The 3,644-nt window shown below is 41.6% G+C and carries 4 protein-coding genes and 1 pseudogene (1 of these 5 running past the window's edge); 4 read left to right on the top strand and 1 reads right to left on the bottom strand.

From position 1 onward, the window contains the following. Both F3741_07020 and F3741_07015 read left to right on the top strand, forming a co-directional pair. Positions 1-778 (top strand): annotated as a pseudogene (locus F3741_07020) (DUF1015 domain-containing protein); it begins 617 nt to the left of the window's first position. After that, positions 775-1,398 carry a YihA family ribosome biogenesis GTP-binding protein gene (locus tag F3741_07015; protein MZG30546.1) on the top strand — a complete coding sequence of 208 codons (624 nt, stop codon included), beginning with the start codon at positions 775-777 and terminating at the stop codon, positions 1,396-1,398. Before F3741_07020 ends, F3741_07015 begins: the two are co-directional and overlap by 4 nt. A gap of 58 nt (positions 1,399-1,456) precedes the next feature. Here the strand turns inward: F3741_07015 and F3741_07010 are convergent, their stop codons facing one another. Continuing rightward, positions 1,457-1,783 carry a (2Fe-2S) ferredoxin domain-containing protein gene (locus F3741_07010; protein ID MZG30545.1) on the bottom strand — a complete coding sequence of 109 codons (327 nt, stop codon included), beginning with the start codon at positions 1,781-1,783 and terminating at the stop codon, positions 1,457-1,459. A gap of 79 nt (positions 1,784-1,862) precedes the next feature. On the opposite strand from F3741_07010, the gene F3741_07005 reads away from it, so the two are divergent. Together F3741_07005 and F3741_07000 are read left to right on the top strand one after the other, a co-directional pair. Then, a complete protein-coding gene (locus F3741_07005; GenBank protein MZG30544.1) occupies positions 1,863-2,936 on the top strand; it encodes a phosphotransferase in 1,074 nt (357 codons plus the stop codon). Between the two features lie 19 nt (positions 2,937-2,955). Then, a partial coding sequence (locus F3741_07000; protein ID MZG30543.1) for a YjgP/YjgQ family permease occupies positions 2,956-3,644 on the top strand: 689 nt, incomplete at its 3' end.

The following is a 3,644-nucleotide window of genomic DNA, read 5'->3' as shown; positions in this document are numbered from 1 at the left end:
ACCCTTTTCAGTCATTGATGATGGCAGCGTAGTCCATCGGATCTGGCGTTTGAATAATCCAGCGGTTTGCCGGCAAATTTCAGATAATATCCAGGATAAAAAAATATATATCGCAGATGGGCATCACCGATATGAAACAGCATTAGACTTCGCGGAAAGAAATCAAGACAAAGTAGAAGACAGCGCCCACGTTATGATGTTCCTGACAAATTTGGATTCGGACTCTATGTCCATCTTCCCGATTCATCGTGTTGTGAAAAGCCCTGATCCTTTTGATCGCGAATCTTTCCTTGAGAAAGCTGCTGAATATTTTGACATCAGCAAATGGTCTGGCCCAATGAATGGAACTGAAGTAAAAACAAAATTGAAGGAAATGGGGAATTCCCAGATAACTTTCTGCGCTTACATGGGGAAAGACCATTCATATATCCTCAAAGTGAAGGATGTAAAAAATATTTTTCCCTTTTTAGACGATAATGAACCTGAAGATATGCAGGTTCTTGATGTAGCCCAACTCCACGCCCTCCTTTTGAGACACTTCCTGAAGATTGATACCCGGGAAAAGTCCGGACAACAATATGTTTCTTACAAGGTAAACTCCGAAGAAGCGATGGGAATGGTTGATAACGAAAATTACGATCTGGCGTTTTTCATGAATCCCACTCTAATTGAACATGTGCGGCGTTTGGCGGAAAATGGCGTACGTCTACCGCAAAAAGCCACCTTTTTCTATCCCAAACTTTTATCGGGACTGGTCATTAATAAATTCGGACTATGAAAATAATCTCTGCAGAATTCATGGTCGGGGCCGTTTCAGCAAAGCAATACCCAAAAGGTGGGTATCCTGAATTTGCTTTTGTTGGCCGTTCCAATGTCGGCAAATCTTCCCTCATCAAATCTTTGCTCAACCGCAAGAAAATGGTGCGCGTCAGTTCTTCTCCCGGGAAAACCCGGGAAATAAATTTCTTCAATATCAATGACACAATGATGTTTGTTGACCTTCCCGGATACGGGTTTGCCCGGGTTACTCCGGCCTTGCAAAAAAAATGGAAAGTTATGATAGATGAATACCTGACTCGGCGCGAAAATCTCACTGCCGTCATATTTATCGTTGATATCAGGAGAAAACCTACTGAACTGGACTTGACATTGAAAGAATGGCTCGAAGACCTGGACAGGAACTATATTCTAGTAATCACAAAAGCCGATAAACTTTCAAGCTCAGAACGCAGCAAACAGGTTAAAATAATTAAATCCGCATTCATGGGAAAAAACGCACTGGATTTTACTATCTATTCAAGTACAAAACATACAGGCCGGAAAGAATTATGGGCGCAGTTGCAAAGACTGGCTCGAGACGAAAAAACCCCCTTTCCCGAAAAGGAAAGAGGGTTGTAATATTAAAAGTTTGATCGTCTTTAAAAGCTTTTGAAAGATTAAAGCTTTTACAGTGGGGTTATCCCCAGAGTTCATCAGGGACTTCCAGACGGTCAACTTTTTTACCCTGGGCAATGTGCGAATCAAGAATTTCATCCACATCTTCTGGTTGAACCTTCTGGTACCAGACTCCATCGGGGTAAACAATAACAACAGGGCCCACGCCACAAGGGCCAAGACACCCGGTATTAGCAACCATGCATTTGCCAAACAGCCCTTTTTGTTCCACACCCATTGCAATTTTTTCAAATATGGCATTGGAACCGTTTTCTCCACAGGAACCCCTTGGATGTCCCGGAGGCCGGCTGTTGGTACACACTAAAATATGATAACTTGGTTTCGGCATCAGTAAATCTCCGTACAGGTTAAGTAAAAAACTGGATGCTACATTAGATGCCCAATAAAGGAAATAGTTTTTTTAAAAAATGGAATTTTTTAATGCAAAATCAAACCATGAAGGTGATTTACCCAAGGGTAGATTTGACGGGGCTTATTTAAAATCCTGGTTAGAACCTCTCGTCAAAAAACCTGTCTCACGCTTTGAGTTTTTCACTCTTAAAGGAGATGCATCGGACAGAAGCTATTTCCGGGTTAACTATACTCTGCAAAACTCGCAGGAGTCATCGATCATTGTCATGCAATTGAAGGAACCTGATTGTGAAAAGGAACCGGACTTCAACCGTATGCAAAAATTCCTGATTCACCAGGGCATACCGGTTCCCGAAATTTTATATTACGATGCCAAACGCGGTCTCATTTTCCTGGAAGATGGCGGAGATGTTCACCTGGAAGATATTGCCCGCCGTTCCCCAGGTGAAATCATTTTCTGGTACAAAAAGGCCATTGAGCTTATTGTGACCATGCAGACTCGCGTCACCAAAAATATGCGACCCTATTGCCCCGCCTACACATTGAAGTTTGATGTTGAAAAGCTGATGTGGGAAATGGACTTTATGATAAAACATTATATTCAAGGGTATCTGAAGCGCGGATTAAAACAGGATGAAACATCAAAAATTCGGACGGCTCTTTTAACTATATGCAAACCCCTGTCAGAGCAAAAACAGTTTTTCGTTCACCGGGATTTTCATTCAAGGAACCTGATGATTCGGGATAACAACCTTCTGCTCCTTGATTTCCAGGACGCCAGAATGGGACCGCGTCAATATGATCTTGCCTCCCTTCTAAAAGACTCTTATGTAGTACTGAAAGAAGAAACCAGAACTGAACTGCTGAATTATTACCTCGAACTGATCGAGAATGAAGAGGGGGAACCTGTTTCCCGTTCCCATTTCCTGAGTATTTTTGATTTGATGTCGATCCAAAGAAACCTGAAGGCTATTGGCACCTTTGCATTTCAATACATGGAACATGATAATGAACGGTACCTGGAATATTTGCCTCCTACTTTGCAATATGTCCGGCATACCATTGACTCGCGACCAGACCTTGAACCCTTGGGTAATGTTTTGAAACAGGCAATACCTGCGCTTAATTAAATAGTAAGGCTACCCGGCCATGATGATTTTAAAAAAATACGTTTTACTCATGTTTATAAAAGTCTACCTGCTTACCGTATCAGGTTTGATAGGGATTTATTTGATCATTGATTTTTTTGAACGGGTGGATGAGTTCATGGCCAAGAATTCTCCTATCACTGACCTCGTTACCTACTATGTCTACAAAATACCTTTCATTGGTGGTTATATGGCACCGCAAGCTGTACTCTTGGCTACTGTCATCACACTCGCCTCGCTGGCAAGGCAAAACGAGTTCACCGCAATGAAGGCATGCGGTATCAGTGTGACCGGAATAACTTTTCCTATAATTGGCGCATCAGTTGTTATTGCTTTTCTCGCTCTGGCCAATAGCGAATACGTTGCCCCCAAAACCAATCAAAAAACGAATTATATTTTTCTTCATAAGATTCGAAATAAGCAAAGCTACCGGAAAATTCCCAAGAATGATTTATGGCTTAAAGCGAAAGATAATTCAATCTGGAGCGTTGACACTTTTGACATTGAAAAGTCTTCTCTTCATGGCCTGATCATTGTGATGCCAGATGATGGCTTTGGAATCAAACAAAGGATCGATGCTGCCAGTGCAGTCTGGTCAGTGGATAAATGGTTTTTCATTGATGGATATATTAGAAAATTTAACAAGGATGGACTTATATCTACAGAATACTTTGAGAGCCGATCATTTTT

Source organism: Nitrospinota bacterium, from assembly GCA_009873635.1.
Lineage (GTDB): Bacteria > Nitrospinota > Nitrospinia > Nitrospinales > VA-1 > LS-NOB.
This window is presented reverse-complemented; position numbering and strand designations above follow the sequence as displayed.

Bases quoted from the DNA above. Each gene is read 5' to 3' on its own strand.
- F3741_07005 (MZG30544.1), top strand. From the start codon at position 1,863: ATGGAATTTTTTAATGCAAAATCAAACCATGAAGGTGATTTACCCAAG.
- F3741_07015 (MZG30546.1), top strand. From the start codon at position 775: ATGAAAATAATCTCTGCAGAATTCATGGTCGGGGCCGTTTCAGCAAAG.
- F3741_07010 (MZG30545.1), bottom strand. From the start codon at position 1,783: ATGCCGAAACCAAGTTATCATATTTTAGTGTGTACCAACAGCCGGCCT.